This is a genomic window from Janibacter indicus, assembly GCF_900176385.1.
In the GTDB taxonomy this organism is placed as follows: Bacteria; Actinomycetota; Actinomycetes; order Actinomycetales; family Dermatophilaceae; genus Janibacter; species Janibacter indicus.
The window spans coordinates 151,667-167,298 of record NZ_FWXN01000002.1 but is presented as its reverse complement, the minus strand read 5'-3'; the positions used below and the strand labels follow the sequence as shown (position 1 = coordinate 167,298).

14 protein-coding genes and 1 riboswitch are annotated in these 15,632 nt (G+C 73.6%); of the genes, 9 read left to right on the top strand and 5 right to left on the bottom strand.

Annotated features, from left to right (window positions below; translation table 11 throughout):
* The first annotated feature begins 139 nt into the window (after positions 1-139).
* The 7 genes from B9B60_RS02610 to B9B60_RS02580 are packed head-to-tail and all read left to right on the top strand — an operon-like array spanning position 140 to position 6,449.
* On the top strand, positions 140-358 hold the full coding sequence (locus tag B9B60_RS02610; RefSeq protein ID WP_200811129.1) for a hypothetical protein: 219 nt from the start codon (positions 140-142) through the stop codon (positions 356-358).
* Positions 355-822 (top strand): TadE/TadG family type IV pilus assembly protein, encoded by a 468-nt coding sequence (locus B9B60_RS02605; RefSeq protein ID WP_143445401.1) that lies wholly within the window; start codon positions 355-357, stop codon positions 820-822. Before B9B60_RS02610 ends, B9B60_RS02605 begins: the two co-directional genes overlap by 4 nt.
* A complete protein-coding gene (locus B9B60_RS02600; protein ID WP_234993706.1) occupies positions 819-1,253 on the top strand; it encodes a TadE/TadG family type IV pilus assembly protein in 435 nt (144 codons plus the stop codon). The genes B9B60_RS02605 and B9B60_RS02600 overlap by 4 nt, the downstream gene beginning before the upstream one ends.
* Positions 1,253-1,747 (top strand): hypothetical protein, encoded by a 495-nt coding sequence (locus B9B60_RS02595; protein ID WP_084449734.1) that lies wholly within the window; start codon positions 1,253-1,255, stop codon positions 1,745-1,747. The genes B9B60_RS02600 and B9B60_RS02595 overlap by 1 nt, the downstream gene beginning before the upstream one ends.
* Complete coding sequence (locus B9B60_RS02590; protein ID WP_084449733.1) at positions 1,719-4,919, top strand: LysM peptidoglycan-binding domain-containing protein; 3,201 nt, start codon at positions 1,719-1,721, stop codon at positions 4,917-4,919. The genes B9B60_RS02595 and B9B60_RS02590 overlap by 29 nt, the downstream gene beginning before the upstream one ends.
* A gap of 13 nt (positions 4,920-4,932) precedes the next feature.
* On the top strand, positions 4,933-5,856 hold the full coding sequence (locus B9B60_RS02585; protein ID WP_084449732.1) for a PKD domain-containing protein: 924 nt from the start codon (positions 4,933-4,935) through the stop codon (positions 5,854-5,856).
* Complete coding sequence (locus B9B60_RS02580) at positions 5,853-6,449, top strand: hypothetical protein (protein ID WP_159451135.1); 597 nt, start codon at positions 5,853-5,855, stop codon at positions 6,447-6,449. The genes B9B60_RS02585 and B9B60_RS02580 overlap by 4 nt, the downstream gene beginning before the upstream one ends.
* 4 nt (positions 6,450-6,453) lie before the next feature.
* Here B9B60_RS02580 and B9B60_RS02575 read toward each other — a convergent pair whose 3' ends face one another.
* Positions 6,454-8,676 carry an ATP-binding cassette domain-containing protein gene (locus tag B9B60_RS02575; protein ID WP_084449730.1) on the bottom strand — a complete coding sequence of 741 codons (2,223 nt, stop codon included), beginning with the start codon at positions 8,674-8,676 and terminating at the stop codon, positions 6,454-6,456.
* 29 nt (positions 8,677-8,705) lie between these two features.
* Entirely contained in the window at positions 8,706-9,350 is a 645-nt protein-coding gene (locus B9B60_RS02570) for an ECF transporter S component (RefSeq protein WP_084449729.1), read from the bottom strand.
* A 75-nt stretch (positions 9,351-9,425) separates the two neighbouring features.
* A riboswitch (TPP riboswitch) is annotated at positions 9,426-9,528 on the bottom strand.
* A 132-nt stretch (positions 9,529-9,660) separates the two neighbouring features.
* Between B9B60_RS02570 and B9B60_RS02565 the strand changes: the two genes are divergently transcribed.
* Entirely contained in the window at positions 9,661-9,948 is a 288-nt protein-coding gene (locus B9B60_RS02565; RefSeq protein WP_234993718.1) for a DUF4235 domain-containing protein, read from the top strand.
* Positions 9,948-10,925, top strand: a complete 978-nt coding sequence (locus B9B60_RS02560) for an NAD(P)H-quinone oxidoreductase (protein WP_084449727.1) — start codon at positions 9,948-9,950, stop codon at positions 10,923-10,925. The genes B9B60_RS02565 and B9B60_RS02560 overlap by 1 nt, the downstream gene beginning before the upstream one ends.
* Positions 10,926-11,046: 121 nt before the next feature.
* On the opposite strand, the gene B9B60_RS02555 is transcribed toward B9B60_RS02560, so the two are convergent.
* From B9B60_RS02555 to B9B60_RS02545, 3 genes are read right to left on the bottom strand one after another with little or no spacing between them, the layout of a single operon-like run.
* Positions 11,047-11,724: an ATP-binding cassette domain-containing protein gene (locus tag B9B60_RS02555; protein ID WP_084449726.1), complete on the bottom strand. Its 678-nt coding sequence runs from the start codon at positions 11,722-11,724 to the stop codon at positions 11,047-11,049.
* Positions 11,721-12,560 carry an ABC transporter ATP-binding protein gene (locus B9B60_RS02550; protein WP_084449725.1) on the bottom strand — a complete coding sequence of 280 codons (840 nt, stop codon included), beginning with the start codon at positions 12,558-12,560 and terminating at the stop codon, positions 11,721-11,723. The genes B9B60_RS02555 and B9B60_RS02550 overlap by 4 nt, the downstream gene beginning before the upstream one ends.
* Positions 12,557-15,601: an FtsX-like permease family protein gene (locus tag B9B60_RS02545; RefSeq protein ID WP_084449724.1), complete on the bottom strand. Its 3,045-nt coding sequence runs from the start codon at positions 15,599-15,601 to the stop codon at positions 12,557-12,559. The genes B9B60_RS02550 and B9B60_RS02545 overlap by 4 nt, the downstream gene beginning before the upstream one ends.
* Between the last annotated feature and the right edge of the window lie 31 nt (positions 15,602-15,632).

Below are 15,632 nucleotides of genomic sequence, written 5' to 3'. Positions count from 1 at the left end.
GCTCAGTTGACGGGGTGAACGCCGGATGGCGGGGAGTTCTCTTCTTGGGGTCCGAGGCCACCCTCCGATAGCCTGTGACACGTCCGGGGGGACAGCAGCCTCCCGGGCCACCCCTCACTTTGTCCCGGGAGAGACCCACATGATCCAGTTCTTCGCCGCCCTCCAGGTCTTGGGCGCACAGGTCCTTGACTACTTCGGCGACCAGACGGATGTCATCAACCGCGCCCGCGACGAGCGCGGCTCGGTCACCATCGAGCAGGTGCTGTGGGCCGTCGCGGTCATCACCATCTCGGTCATCGTCATCGGCGCCATCACGACCTTCGTTCGCAGCAAGAGCCAGGAGATCAAGGCACCTTGATCACCCGGAGGGCACAGCACGGTAGGCCGGAGCGGTGGCGCTCCGACCGCGGTGCGCTGTCCCTCGAGATGGTCGTCCTGCTCCCCCTCGCCCTGAGCCTGCTCTTCCTCGCCGTGCAGGGCGCCGTCTACTACCAGGGCCGCACCGTCGCCTTGGCCTCCGCTCAGGAGGGCGCCCGAGGGGCCGCCGGCTACGAGCAGACCGACGAGCACGGGCGCAGCGCAGCCCTCGACTTCGCCGCTCGCGCAGGTGGTGACGGCCTGCTCGAGAGCCCCGACGTCGAGGTGACCCGCGACCGCGGCAACGGCACCGTCACCGTCCGGGTCACCGGCACGACGATGTCGATCATCCCCGGGTGGGACCCTCAGGTCTCGCAGTCCTCGACCCGCGCGATCGAGGAGTTCACCCGGGTGGAGGACTTCGAGGGCAGCGGCATCGACCGCACCGAGAGGCCGTCGTGGTGAGCCACCGGCGACGGCTGCGGAGCGAGAGTGGCTCGGCCAGCATCGAGATGGTCATCCTCGCCCCCGCCTTCGGCCTGCTCATCGCCATGCTCGTCATGGGCGGCCGACTCGCCATCGCGCAGCAGTCGATCCAGTCCGCCGCCGGCGAGGCCGCCCGCGCAGCGTCGATCGAGCGCGGCAGCGACGCCGAGGAGCGCGGACTCGAGGCAGCCGAGGCCTTCCTCGCCGAGCAGGACCTGACGTGCGACTCGATGGACATCCAGCTCGACACCTCGGGCAAGGACACCGACCCCGGTGTGACCGGGCTCGTCGTGACCGCCACGGTGACGTGCGACGTCGCCCTGGCCGACTTGGCCCTGCCCGGCGTGGGTGGCAGCCACCAGGTCTCGGCGACCGCGAGCAGCCCCATCGACGCCTACCGGGAGCGCTGATGCACCGACCGGCCCCCCGCATCCTCGCCCGGTTGCGCGACGAGCGCGGCTCGCTGAGCACCTACTTCGTCTCCGCGGTCTTCGCGACGATCCCGCTCGTCGGCCTCGTCGTCGACGGCGGCGGTCAGGTCCGCGCGATGCAGCAGGCCAACGACGTCGCCGCCGAGACGGCGCGCTACGCCGGGCAGTCGATCAACAAGGGGTGCGCCATCTGGGGTGCCGAGATCACCGTCCCGCAGCACCAGGCCCAGACCGCGGCCGAGGAGTTCGTGGCCACCCACACCACCGACGTCACGCTCACCGACGTCCGGGTCACCGAGGGCGGGCACACCGTCACGGTCGAGGCCACCCGCACCTGGGAGCCGATCTTCCTGGGCATCCTCGGCGTCGGCCCGCGTGAGGTCGAGGGCACCGGCAGCGCCTACCAGTACCGCACGGACGGCAAGGGAGAGGAGTACGACCCCGATGTCAACGCCTTCGGCGCCTGCCAGTAGGGCCAAGGGGCTGCTCGCCCTCGTCGGGGTCGTCCTCCTCCTCGTCGGCGTCCCGTGGCTGCTGCTCCAGATCGGCGCGGGCCCGGTCCCTGACCGGTGGGCCTCCCCAGCCGAGATCTGGGAGGCCGTCACCTCCCCCGACGACGGGTCCGTGCTGCTCGTCATCTTCCGCTACGCCGCCTGGCTCGCGTGGCTCTTCATCACGCTGTCGATCGTCCTCGAGATCGGGGCGCGACTCCTCGGCGTCGACGTGCCACGGCTGCCGGGGCTCTCGCTGCCCCAGGGCATCGCCCGCTACATCGTCGGCACCGCTGCCCTGCTCTTCATCACCATCCCGACCGTGGGCACCTGGGCCGGCACCGCGCACGCCGCTCCCGCGCCGGGCTCCGGCGACGCGACGACCGCGAGCACCACCCTTGCCGGCGGGGCCGTCGCCGCCGTCGCCGCCGATGCTGCGGCCACGGCCGAGACCGACTCCGTAGCCCCGACGAGCGAGCGCGCGACGATCACCCACGAGGTCGCCCAGGGCGAGAGCCTGTGGTCCATCGCCGAGTCCCAGCTCGGCGACGGCGCCCGTTACACCGAGATCCTCGAGCTCAACCGCGACACGATCCCGGCCTCCAACTGGATCTCGCCCGGCCAGCAGCTCCAGCTGCCCGACGAGTCGCCAGCGCCTGCTGCTGACGGCGACACCCACACGGTCGAGCAGGGCGACACCCTCTGGGAGATCGCCGAGGACGAGCTCGGCGACGGCAGCCGCTACACCGAGATCGTCGAGGCGACCGGAACCGAGCAGCAGCCCGACGGCGGACGACTCACCGACCCCGATCTCATCCAGCCCGGCTGGGAGCTGCAGGTCCCGGGCGGCACCAACGCCGCAGCGGCGAGCGCCGATGCCGCCCCGTCGACGCCCTCCCATGCCTCCACGACGCCCAGCACTCCCGACGCGGACGCCGCCGGTGGGGCGGACTCCGACGCGGCGGACCGCGCCGAGGCCGTCTCGGTGACTGGCGCCGCGTCCGGGGCTGCGGGGGTCGGCTCCTCGGCCACTGTGGCGCCCGTCGGTGACACCGACGAGGGCGCGACCGACCCGGTCGTCCTCGGTGACCCGGCCGACGAGTGGGGCAGCACCGTCCTGGGCCTGTCCGGACTCACCGCGGCCGGCCTGCTCTCCCTCCTCGACCTCGCTCGCCGCCGTCGGGCCGGCCGGCTCACCCGCCCCGACGAGGCCGACGCGACCGACCTCGAGCGAGAGCTCGCGCTCGTCGCCGACGTCCACACGATCGACACGGTCGACATCGCGCTGCGGCACATCGCGGTGGCCGCCCGCGAGGCCGGCCGCGCCCTGCCGGGGCTGCGCTCGGTGCGCGTCGGTCGCTCGCAGCTCGACGTGCAGCTCGCCGACCCGATGCGCCTGCCCGCCCCGTGGACCTCGACCGCCGACCCGCGCCTGTGGACCCTCGCGGTCGACCGGGCGATGACCCTCGACCCCGGCATGCTCGTCACCGAGCCGGCCCCCTTCCCCGCGCTCGTGGCCGTCGGGCAGGACGACGAGGAGGCCCACGTCCTGGTCAACCTCGCCGATGCGCGCACTTTCGCCGTCGTCGGCGACGGCTCCCGCACCCGCGACACCCTCGCGGCCATGACGCTCTCGCTCGCCACCTCGCCGTGGGCCGATGCCACGACCGTCACGGTCATCGGCGGCCACCCCGAGCTCGAGCAGGTCATCGGCTCGTCGCGGGTGCGCTTCGTCCCCGACATGGCCACCTACACCCTCTCGGTGCAGGTGCAGATCGACCCGACCGCCCGCGAGGTGATCGTCGTCAGCGGCGACCTCGACGCGCGCGACCGTCGTCGCCTCGACAAGGCCGTCGCGTCCTCGCCCCGCGTGGCCCTGGCGCACTCCGCGAGCACCATCGCCGACGGCGCCGACGCCCTGCTCATCGGCGACGACCCCGACGCGGCTGTCCTCTCCCCCGCCTACCTGCAGGTGCGGCCCGAGCGGCTGAGTGCGCAGGACGCCGCCCGCATCGGCTTCCTCTTCGACCTCGTGGCCCCCTCCGACGACGTCTGGGCGCCCGCCGAGGGCGAGCCGACGCTCGCCTCCGTCGCGGCCGCCACGCCCGAGGTCACCGTCGACCCCGGCGACGACCTGCTCGACGACGCACCGACCGTGCGCCGCTCCCAGATCGACGACGAGAGCGGCAGCCGCACCCAGGTCCGGTGGAACACCCCGGTCAACACCCCGTCCGGGGACACCCCCTTCGCCCCGGGTGAGGACGTCGCGACGGTGAGCCGGACCGCCGGCCTCGAGATCACCGCCCAGGGGACCACCCCGGGGTGGCTGTCCAACCAGATCACGCCGACCCCGGGCACCCCGCTGCCCCCGGTCATCGCCTTCCCCGAGCGGGTCCGCGAGCTCGCCGCGCCCACCGACGAGCCGGTGCTGCGACTGCTCGGCCCGGTCGACATCGACAACGTCGGCGACGTCACCCCCGCCCACCGCATGCGCCTCACCGAGCTCGCGGCCTACCTCAGCACGCATCCCGAGGCGACGGGCACCGAGATCGACGACGCCATGTGGCCCAACCGCGCCGTGCACGACCACTCGCGCGTGCGCGACAGCTCGCTCGCCGGGCTCGGCTCCTGGCTGGGTCCCGACGAGACCCCGCAGGGCGGTCTGGTCGCGGCCCGCACGATCGCGAGCGACTGGTCGCTGTGGCAGGGACTCGTGCCCGCCGACCCCTCGACCGCCGGCACCGAGCACCTCGAGCAGGCCCTCGGTCTGGTTCGCGGACGCCCCTTCGCCGGGGTGCACCCGCGGCACTACGTCTGGGCGCAGGCGCTGCGTTCGCAGATGATCTTCGCCATCACCACTGCGGCGACCGAGCTGGCCCGCCGCCGGCTCATGGAGGGGCGTTGGGCGGCCGCGCACGACGCGACCGTGGTCGGCCTGACGGTCGAGCCCGGCGTCGAGGCCCTGTGGCGCCTGCAGCTGCTGGCCACCCACGAGCTCGGCGACCCGGTCGCCCGCGATGCCGCGGCCTTCGGCCTGGCCGACTGCGGCCGGCTGGCCGATGGCGTCCTCGAGCCCGCGTCGCGCGAGCTGCTCGCCACCCTCCCCGAGCTCACCGCCTCGCAGACCCCCACGACCACCCATCACGCGGTCTGAGGAGGCCACAGCGATGACGACCCTGACCCGCGTCCTGACCCGGGAGCGCCTCTTCGCCACCTTCGGCGTGACACTGCTCTTCCTCGCCCTCTCCCTGTCGGCCGCGCCCGACAGCGACGCCAACATCTGCCGCAACTTCGGCCTGCGGGCCAACTGCCGGATCGTCTTCGGCGGGGAGAAGTCCGACGGCACCGGCGGCGGCAAGGGTGGCGGGCGACCGGCCTGCCACCGTGGGGCGCCGGAGTACAAGAGCGTGCCCTGCGAGGACGCCGTCGCCGGCTCGTGGAGCAACGCTCGGCAGTGCTACGTCATCGAGGCGACCGACCAGCCGGGTCCCGACCACCCGGGCTACCGCGAGGGCGCAAAGCTCTACACGTGCACCGGCCTCAACGACGAGGGCAATGTCCTCATCCCCCGGGACTCCTTCTGGTCGGAGGAGCCGCCGGAGACCAACAACCCCCAGGACCTCCAGGAGGACCTCGAGACGGCCGTCGGCACGCGCTTCCGGGCGATGTACCCCGGTCTGGCGCCCAGCCCCGTCCCCATGCACGCCCGCTTCGACGGGTACCGCATGGCGCCGGTCGGCCTCAACGTGTGGATGTGGCCCCGCGCCCTGTTCGACTCGCAGTGGGACCCGCCGCTCGTCGAGGACCCCGACACCGGCTACTACGTCGACGCCGGCGTGACCCACGTCAAGTGGGAGATGGGCGACGGGACGTCGATCACCTGCGGCAAGAGCGAGCCCTTCGCCCGGCGCAAGGCCGAGCAGACGCCCGACTGCGGTCACAAGTACAAGAAGCCCGGTAACTACCTCGTGCGCATCACGACCTACTGGAACATCAACTACCGGGATGCCAACGGCGAAGGCCGCATGCAGACCGAGTTCAAGCAGTCGCTGTGGATCCGTATCGGCGAGAACCAGGTGGTCAACAAGTGACCCGACCCCGTCGCGGAGGGCACCTGGCCGTGGTGCTGGCCATCGGGGTGGTCCTCGCCGGCTGCGGTGACGGTGATCGTGAGGACGAGCACCTGCCACCCGACCTCGTCGACCAGAGCCAGACGACGTCGGTGGACGCCGACGACGTCGCCTCCGACCGCGCGCGTCAGCGCGTCTACCAGTGGGTGAGCGGCCGCAACACCATCCTCGCCCAGCCCGACCACTACACCACCGAGGCCTCCATCGGCTTCGCCGAGGGCACCGAGGCGACGGCCATCCTCGCCGACGCGGCCGAGCTGACCGTCGACAAGCAGACCCGCCAGGGCGAGACGAAGCTCGTGGGTGACCCGACCGCGACGAAGATCGACCTCGACCCGGCCCCGATCAAGGGCACGGCCATCCCTCCCTTCGTCAAGGTCAGGGCCTGCATCGACGAGAGCGGCACCCACCTCGTCAACGCCTCCGGGACCAAGGTCAAGGGCTCGGAGGGCAAGGGGCCACGACCGGTGAGCTTCCACGTGCTCAACCGCAGCTGGCCCAACGCCGACGCCTGGCGGATCGCTTGGCAGGAGGACATCAAGGGCTCCTGCTGAGCGGTCAGCGGGCGAGCAGCGCGACGACGACCGTCACGAGCGAGGCGAGCACGACCACCGTGTCGGCCGCGCGCCACGGGGCCCGGGTGGCCCAGGTGCGCCGACCGGCGCCGGCGAAGCCACGAGCGTCCATCGCCACGGCGAGCGTGGCCGCGGAACCGAGCGAGCGCAGCAGCATCCCGAAGGTCGAGGCCCACAGGTGCGCCACGACACTGCGCGGCGAGCGCCAGGTCACGCCCTGGCCCCGCAACCGTCGCGCCCAGCCGACCTCGGTCCACGCCGCACCGAAGGTCTGCACCCGCTGCAACGCCGCGCCCAGCGCGACGACCGGGCGGGCCGGCAGCCGGAGCCGCTGGCCCAGGTGGTCGGCGAGGTCGTCGGGGTCGACGAAGGCGAGGAGAATCGCCGAGGGCACGACGATGACGAGGAGTCGCAGCGCCGCCGAGAGCGCGACCTCGACGTCACGTGACCCGAGCAACCAGGTCGACCAGCCGACGCCGAGACCGCCGACGAGGGCGGGGACGAGTCGGATCGCCAGACCGCGCCACCGGCCCTGGACGGTCCAGCCGGCGCCGCGGCCGGGCAGGTTGCTCAGGCCCACGACGGCGCCTAGTACGAGGAGGCCCAGGATGACGAGCGAGACCCGCCACCCGGGTGAGAGGACGGCGGCCGCCATGGGGATCGCGGCCGCGGCGAAGAGCGCGAGCGGCCCGCACGCGGACAGCACGGCCCGTGGCGTCTCCCGGGACGGCTCGGTCTCCGGCGGACGCACCTGCCGCACCTCGTCGACGAGTGAGACGAGGTCGGGGTCGTGCGTGGCGGCGACGACAGCACCGCCGCGGTCACGGTGGGCGGTGAGCAGGCCGACGACGGCCGCCCACGTGCCACGGTCCTGACCGACCGTCGGCTCGTCCGCGAGGGCCACGGCCGGGCCGTGGGCCAGCGCGGCCGCGACGGCCAGCCGACGCTGCTCGCCACCGGAGAGAGTCTGCGGGTCGGCCCGCTCGAGGTGCTCCAGCCCGAGGACCTCGAGGAGGCGACGGGCCTCCCCTTCGTCAGCGGTGCCGAGGGTGCGGCCGGTGAGCAGCACCTCGTCGAGCACGGTGCGGGCGAGCAGCGCGCTGGAGCTCCACTGCGGCACCCACCCGACGAGGTGGGCGATCTCGGTGGCGGGCAGGTCCCCGACCGACCGTCCGTCGGCGAGCACCCGTCCCGACGACGGCGCCACCAGCCCGCCGAGCGCCGCCAGCCACGTCGACTTGCCCCCACCGCTGGGTCCGACGAGCGCGGTGGCCCGGCCCGCGGCCGGGGAGAGCGGCGCGTCGGTGACGAGCGCGGTCGTCACCTCGCTGCTGCCATCGAGGTGGTTGCGCGCTCGCTCGACAACGAGCGGTTGGCTCGTGAGCAGCGTCGCCCGGGGCTCGACCGCACGGGCGAGGGGGCCGAGGTCGATCGTCAGCGGCTCAGGAGCCGGCACACCCGGCACCCAGATGCCGTCGGCGGCCAGCGTCTCACCGTGCTCGGCCAGCACCTCGGCGGCCGACCCGTCGTGGTGGATCCGCCCGTCGCGGCCGAGGACGAGCACCCGGTCGACGTGCTCGAGCCAGGGCTCGATCCGGTGCTCGACGACGACCGTCGTCAGACCGGCCGCGCCGGTGACGACGGCGTCGCGGACCCGGGCGGCCGAGTCTGCGTCGAGCATTGCGGTCGGCTCGTCGAGCAGGAGGAGGGCGGGCTGGAGGGCGAGGGCACCGGCGAGCGCGAGCCGCTGGGTCTGGCCGCCGGAGAGGGCGCCGGTCGGGGTCGAGCGCGGCAGGTCCCCCAGCCCCACAGCGGCCAGGCAGCGGTCGACGACAGCCGGCATGTCGCCGGCGGGCACGCCGACGTTTTCCAACCCGAAGGCGACATCGCGCCCCACGGTCGCCGCGACCGTGCCGGAGCCGGGCTCCTGGAGCACGAGCCCGACCGCACCGGGACGCTCGCCGGGCGCGGCCCCGTCGACCCGTACCTCGCCGACGAGGTCACCGGAGTCGACGGTGAGCAGCAGACCGGCGAGGGCCCGGAGCAGGGTCGACTTGCCGGACCCGCTCGGCCCGACGAGCAGGACCCGCTCGCCAGGGCGCAGCGTGAGGTCGAGCTCGCGCAGCACGGGCTCGCGTCGGCCGACGGGCCGCCACGTGAGGTCGCGGACGACGACCTCGCCCCGACCGGTGACGTCGACGCCCACGGGGGCTGCCCCCTTCGTCCGATCGTGGATCAGACGGCCCTCCGCTCGAGGACCTCCTGGCCGGGCGGGAAGGGGTTGAGCGCACCGGCCTGCGCCAGCGCGCGGGTGAGCAGCCAGCCGCCGAGCCCGGCGACGACGACCCCGGAGACGACCATGAGGGGCAGGTAGGCGAGCTTCCACGCCCAGGTCCAGTCGACGAAGTACCAGTAGATCTCGTAGATCCACTCCAGCGGCGCCGACAGCGCACCGGAGAGCAGCGCGACGGCCGGGCCGAAGGCCTTGTAGGCGAAGATCGCGAAGGCCAGCTCGGCGCCGATCCCCTGGGCCAGGCCGGAGACGACCGTCGTGACCCCCCACTGGTTGCCGAAGAGCGCGGATACGGTCGCGGCGATGAGCTCGCAGGCGATGGCGGCGCCGGGCCGGCGCACGACCAGTCCGCCGACGACGCCGGCGATGAACCAGAACCCGACGAAGAGCCCGAAGAGCGGCTGGAAGGCCAGGCCGAGGGCGGAGATGGGTCCGTTGTAGAGCAGTCCGTAGCCCCAGTAGGCGACGCCGAAGGCCACGCCGAGGAAGGCGACGGTCAGCAGGTCGACGGTGCGCCAGCCCATGAGGGGGCGGGTGGCGAGGACGGTGCCGGCGCGGGACGCGGCCGGCGTCTTGGTGGTGGTCATGCTGATGCTTCTCCTGTGTGGGTTCCACAGGGAGGGATCTGCGCCGACACCCGGCCACGGGCCGTGCGCCGACGAGGTCCCTGAGACTCGACTCCCTACGCCGGTGCTAGCCGGATCAGGTACGAGGGTCTGCGGTCGCCCGCACTCTCAGCGCTGATGCGCTCCCCTGTCGTGCCCGGCCAGCATAGCCAAGTGGACCGACGGGCGGTCCGGTGTGCCCGTCCTGTGGCAGGGTTGGAGACGTAACGGGTGGCGGCGACCGCCGCCACCTCCGCAGCGTGTGTGTACGAAAGGACGTCTCGTGGGCAACATGATCTGGAAGGTGCTGGGCACCGGCTCGGCGATCATCGCCGGCATCGTCGCCAACAAGGTCATCTCCGTCGCGTGGTCGCGCTTGGGCAAGGGCGAGACGATCGACCCCAACAACCCGGAGAACCCCATCGGCGAGGCCATTGCCTTCGCCGCCCTCGCCGGCCTCGCGATGGGTCTGGCCCGCACCATGGCCACCCGCCAGGCGGCGAGCTTCTACAAGAAGTCCGCGGGTCACCTCCCCGAGGCCATGCAGTCCGTCGAGGGAGAGCTGGACAAGGTCTCCTGATGCGCGGCATCTCCATCACCGAGCCCGGTGACGCCGACGTCCTGCAGGTCACCGAGGTCGAGGCGCCGTCCGCGGGCCCCGGCGAGGTGGTCGTCGACATGGTCGCCGCGGGCGTCAACCGCGCCGACGTCATGCAGCGTCTGGGGCACTACCCGCCGCCCGCGGGCGCCTCGCCGCTGCCGGGCCTCGAGGTATCGGGCACGATCCGCGAGATCGGTCCCGAGGTCGAGGGCTGGTCCGTCGGCGACGAGGTCTGCGCCCTCGTCGACGGTGGCGGCTATGCGGAGCAGGTCCGGGTCCCGGCCGCGCAGCTCCTTCCCGTGCCGAAGGGAGTGAGCCTCACCGAGGCCGCGGGGTTGCCCGAGGTCGCGTGCACGGTCTGGTCCAACGTCTTCATGACGGCCAACCTCCAGCCCGGCGAGGTCTTCCTCGTCCACGGCGGGTCGTCGGGCATCGGCACGATGGCGATCCAGCTCGCGACGGCCGCCGGTGCGCGGGTGGCGGTGACGGCCGGCTCGCAGGACAAGCTCGACGTCTGCCGCGACCTCGGCGCGCAGATCCTCGTCAACTACCGAGAGCAGGACTTCGTCGAGGAGGTGCGCGCGGCGACCGACGGTCACGGGGCCGACGTCGTCCTCGACCTCATGGGCGCCAAGTACCTGCCCCGCAATGTCGACCTGCTCGCGACGTCGGGCCGGCTCGTCGTCATCGGCCTCATGGGCGGCCGCAAGGGCGAGCTCGACCTCGGCAAGCTGCTGAGCAAGCGCGCCGCGGTCATCGCGACCTCGCTGCGGGCCCGCCCCGCTGCGGAGAAGGCGGCGATCGTCGCCGCGGTCCGCGAGCACGTGTGGCCGCTGGTCGAGGACGGTGCCGTGCGCCCGATCGTCCAGGGCACCCACCCGCTCGAGCGCGCCGCCGACGCCCACCGCGAGCTCGAGGCGAGCGGCCACATCGGCAAGATCCTGCTCACCGCCTGACACCGTTCGCATTTCCTGAGGGACATGCGGCCCGCGACCCTCCCCTCTCGCATTGCCCTACGGCAATGCCGTCTGGATCCCGCATTGCCCTACGGCAATGCAGACCGGATCCCGCATTGCCCTACGGCAATGCAGTCTGGAGACGCCCGTCGTCGAGGTGCCAGCGGGCGGCCGCGACCTCGGCGACCTCGGGGTCGTGCGTGGCGAGCAGGACGATCCCGCCCCGGCGGGCGATGTCCTGCAGCAGCACGACGACCCGCTCACGGGTGTCGTGGTCGAGCTCCGAGGTGGGTTCGTCGGCGAGCAGCACCAGGCTCCCCGCCGCCAGGCGAAGGGAGGACAGCGCCAGTCCCCGGGCGACGGCCACGCGCTGCCGCTGACCGCCGGAGAGCTCCTCCGCGAGGTGGCCCGCGTGCTCGTGGAGCCCGACCGAGGCGAGCGCCCGGTCAGCGGCCGCGCCGGCGTCGCCACCGGACATGCCCGCCGCGACGAGCGGCACCGCGATGTTGTCGCGGGCGGTGAGCACCTCGGCCAGGGCGCTGCCCTGGGGGATGAGCACGGCACCGGCATCGCGTGAGCCGGCTTCGTCACCGATCTGCCTCTCCCCCAGTCGGATCCGCCCGCTCGAGCCTGACTCGAGCAGTCCACCGACCGCCCACAGCAACGAGGTCTTGCCGGCGCCGGAGTGCCCGGTGACGGCAGTGATCTCTCCGGGGTGCGCGACCGCACGGACCCCTTCGACCGCCACGACGTCGCCGTAGCGCACCGCGACGTCCTCGAGCACGAGGTCCTCGCTCATCGCTCCTCCTCCTCGTCGACGAGGAGCTGCCAGGCCCCGTCGTCGGTGCGGTGCACGCGCACGAGGGTCCCCGGGGGGAAGGCCTCGAGTGCCGGCGGCGGCAGCGGCAACGACCCGTCGGCGGCCACGACGGAGTACTCCTCGCCGCTGCGTCCCTCACCGCCGACCCGGCCGTCGCGGATGGTCACGGTGCGGGGGAAGGCCTTGGCGACGTCGGGGTCGTGGGTGACGACGACGATCGTCGTGCCGAGCGTGCGCCCGACCTCGGCCATCGCCTCGAGGACGACGTCGCGGGCGTCGTGGTCGAGCTGGCTCGTCGGCTCGTCGCCGAGGAGGAGCCCCGGCCCGCAGGCGAGGGCGACGGCCAGGGCCGCGAGCTGGAGCTGACCGGGGGTGAGCGACTCCAGCGGCTGGTCGGCCACCTCGTCGAGCCGGAGCAGGCCGAGCAGCTCGTCGACGGCAGGGACGCTGCGCCCGGTGCGCCGCGCTGCCCCTTGGGCGAACTCGACATTGCCCCGAGCCGTGAGCCATGGCAGGTGGTTGCGAGCCGCGCCCTGCAGGACGATGCCGACCTCGCCCGAGCGGAAGGCGTCGATCTGCGCCTCGCTCATCACCGACAGCTCGTGGTCGCCGACGTGGATCCGGCCGGCGCTCGGTCGCAGCAGCCCACCGAAGAGCGCGAGCAACGTCGACTTGCCCGCCCCGCTGGGGCCGAGCAGGGCGATCCGCTCGCCCGCGGCGACGGTGAGGTCGACCCCGGAGAGCGCGGCGACGTCGTGGCCCTCGGCACGGTAGATGTGCACCAGTCCGTGGGTGCGCACGGGCAGCCCGCTCATGTCGGCTCCCCCTGGGCCGCGCCGAGTCGCACCCGGCTCCCGATCGCCCCGGCGATGAGGCGGGCGACGACGAGCAGGACGATCGCGACGACGAGCGTGGCGGCGACGACCGCGAGCCACGCCGGCGCGAGATCGGCCACGGGCACCGCGGCCGGGGTGGTGAAGAGCGGCAGCTCGGGCAGCGCGATCCACGACCCGGCGAGTGCGCAGAGCGCGCCGAGGACCACACCGACGGCGACGCTCGTCAGGTGCTCGGTGCGCAGGGCCCGCGCGGCCGCTCGGGAGCTCACGCCGCTCACCCGCAGCGCGGCGAGGTCGCGGGCGCTGGAGCGCCACCCGGTGATCGCGAGGACGACGAGGACGAGCGCGGCGAGGACGACCGCGAGCACACCGCCGAGCAGCGCGAGCTGCAGCCCCCAGGCCGACGCCGACTGGTCGTAGACCCGGTCGGCCTCGGCCGTCGTCCTCACCGATCGGACGGGCACGTCGGCGTCGCCGAGCAGGTCGCGCGCCCGCTCGATCGTCGCCGGCGAGGCGTCGCCGAGCCAGATCTGGCGCTGCGTGCGGGTGGTGTCGAGCTCGCCGCTCGTGCGCGCGAGCGCCGGAAGGGAGACGAGCACCCCGTGGTCGGTCGCCGCGGGCAGCGCGTCGACGACCTGCGCGACCTCGATCTCGGTCTGGCCGCCGGCGACGTCGGTCACCGAGCGGACATCGTCGACCTCGGCGTCCGGACCGGCGGCAATCGCCGGGAGCGGCCGGGGCACGTCGGCGACGTGGGCGGTCACGTCCGCGCCGTCGAGCGCTGCGACCTCGAGGTGGAGGTCGTCCCCCTTCGGCGTGACGGTCAGCGAGGATCTGCCCGCGGCGGCCGCGTCGGAGTCCCACGTCCGCGGCCCCGTGACGGGCAACGGCTTGCCGTCGACGGCGAGACCGAAGATCTCGACGGTCCCGTCGACGGAGCTGCCGGGGAAGCCCGAGGTGGCGACCCGGATGCCCGCGACCCGGCAGTCGTCGGTGCAGAAGAGGTCGGCGTCGACCCGGGCGCTGCCGCGGGCCTTCGGCCCAAGCGTGGTCAGCCGTGCCGACCGCTTGTCACCGGTGCCCGTCGTCAGGTCGAGGACCAGCTCGGGTGGGTCCTCGCTGCCTTCGCTCGCCAGGTCCCACGAGACGCGCGCGGTCGCGGTGCGGCCGGGGACCTCGATCGGCTCCTGGTCGGGCAGGGCGAGGGGTCGGGGGTCGAGGTCGGCGACGGCATCGGGGTTGGCCGCCCGGAACAGCCACTGGGGGTCGGTCGCCAGGGTCGCCTCGGCGTCCTCGTCGCGCGGCTGGATGATGGCGACCGGGGCGGCCGCGATGTCCGACTCCTGGAGGGTGCCCGCGGCGGACAGCAGCTCCGGCGCGGTGGCGACGTCGACGGACACGACGGCCGGGGCGCCGGTCTCGAGCTCGGCCCGCGCGAGCCGGTTGCGATCGGCCACGACGACGGCATTGGCCCCGAAGACCGCCAGCGCGGTGGCCACCGTCGTCACGACGAGGACCCGGCGGGCGGCCGGGCGGCGGGCCACGGCGTGACCCGCGACCGCGGCCGCGACCCTCCCCCGACGCATGGCGGAGCGGGCACGGCGGGCGGCGAGTCGGGGCACGATGCGGGCAGCGAGCACACCGACGGCGATGGCGAGCAGGGTCGGCGTCGCCAGGGCGGCCGGCCCGCTGAGGGCACCCGTTGCGAGCCCGACCACGCCGATGACGGCGAGGACGACGACCACGACCTCGACGACGACCGACCCGCTGGCCGACGAGGGCCGCACCGAGCGCAGCAGGTCGTTGACCGGCTCGCGCAGCACCGGCCGCGCCGCGAGGGCGACGGCGAGCACGGAGACGACGAGGGACCCGAGGAGCCACGGCAGGACCGCGATCGGGATCTCGAAGGGGATGCCGCGCGGCAGCATGGACCGGCGCACGAGCACCGCGAGCAGCACCGCGCAGACGAAGCCCACCGGCAGGCCGAGGACGACGGGGACGACGAGCTCGGTGAGCAGCAGTCGGCGGGCCCCGGCACGGGAGCGGCCGCGCAGCCGGGCGAGGGCCACGTCGTGGCGCCGCTGGTCGACGCCGGACTGGGCCACGAGGAAGAGGACGAGCACGGACAGCAGCACCAGCTGCACCGTGACGAAGGGGACGATGATCGCCGTCTGCGATCGCCCGGTGGTCACCCCGTCGACGAGCGTTGCGGCGGAGTCGTCGATGTCGAGCTCCGGGTGCTCCTCACGCATCCGCTCCACGGCCTGCGCAGCCAGAGGGAGGGAGTCGAGCGTCGCGGCCTGCGGGTCGAGCGGCAGCACGACGAGCACCGTCGCCTTGGGCAGCACCCCCTCGAAGGTCGCCTCGGTGGTGATGAGGTCGTCGACCAGGGACAGGTTGTCCAGGTCAGGGGTCGTCACCCCGGATTTGCCGTCGGGACGGTCGCCGAGCCAGTACTCGGGGTCCTCGCGCACCGTGTAGGTGCCGACGACGGTGAGGTCGATCGGGGGCGGCTCCGCGTCGACGTTGGGGTAGCGGCCGGGGTACTTGTCGTCGGGGATCTCCAGCTCGGTACCGGCCTTCCAGCCCCAGGCATTGGCGTCGGCCGCTGACACGAGGATCTCGCCGGCCGCCTGCGGGCAGCGTCCGGCGACCTCGAGGTGGTCGCACGCCCCGGTGCGCGATCGCAGCACGACGGGCGAGGCCTGCTTGCCGGCCTCGGGCACCACCCGGGTGGACTGGCGCACCACCTCGACCGGCTCGCCGGAGACCGCCGCCAACTCTGTGGGCACCTGCTCGGCCACCTCGGCCGGCAGCACGTCACGCGCGTCGGCGGTGCGGGGCCAGGCGATCGCCGTCGCCGTCTGCTCGGCGTCGGCCTGGGTCACGTGCGTCCGCAGCAGACCCTGGTCGATGCTGCGGGCGAAGATCGGGGCGAAGGCAGCACACGTCGCGACGAGCGCGGAGACGAGGGCGAGCGCGATGACCTGCCCCCTGCGGTGACGCAGCGCTGCCCACATGCAGCGGTTCCCCCTTCGGTCGTGACCGGGC